Genomic DNA, 457 nt, shown 5'->3' with positions numbered 1-457 from the left:
TATGAAAAAGACGAATAGCAATAATAGTGTATACAATGGTAAAGCGATCGCATTTTTCCTAAGCGTTCTCTCCCCATTCGACGATAATACGACCATGAAAGTTTGTGGCAAAAGATAGAATCCGAGTGCATTCAACAAAACGGTAGAAACAAACCAGGATTGACTCAACCCTTGATCTGCCAAAATTAACATTTCCGGTTTAGCGGCCTGTACCGTTTCGAACATGGGCTGAATGCCACCGAAGTAATGAAAAGGAATGTAAATCCCCAAAAATATCACTACTACCAAGATCATGAAATCTTTAAGGATCGCCGTCCATGCTGAACCGTGGATGCCTGAAATCATGACATATGTCGTAACCACGATGGCGCCGATGACACTTGCCGCCACCGGGGAGATGGCTCCATATGATGCTTCTGAAACAATGATGCCCAAGCCTTTATCCTTGCCTTAAGGT

The 457-nt window shown here is 43.5% G+C and carries 1 pseudogene; it reads right to left on the bottom strand.

The features are described 5' to 3' along the window. Nucleotides 1–441: pseudogene (locus CVN76_RS01960) on the bottom strand (sodium:solute symporter family transporter); the annotation flags it as partial. Nucleotides 442–457 lie beyond the last annotated feature (16 nt).

This window comes from Bacillus sp. mrc49, assembly GCF_002803435.1.
This window is presented reverse-complemented; position numbering and strand designations above follow the sequence as displayed.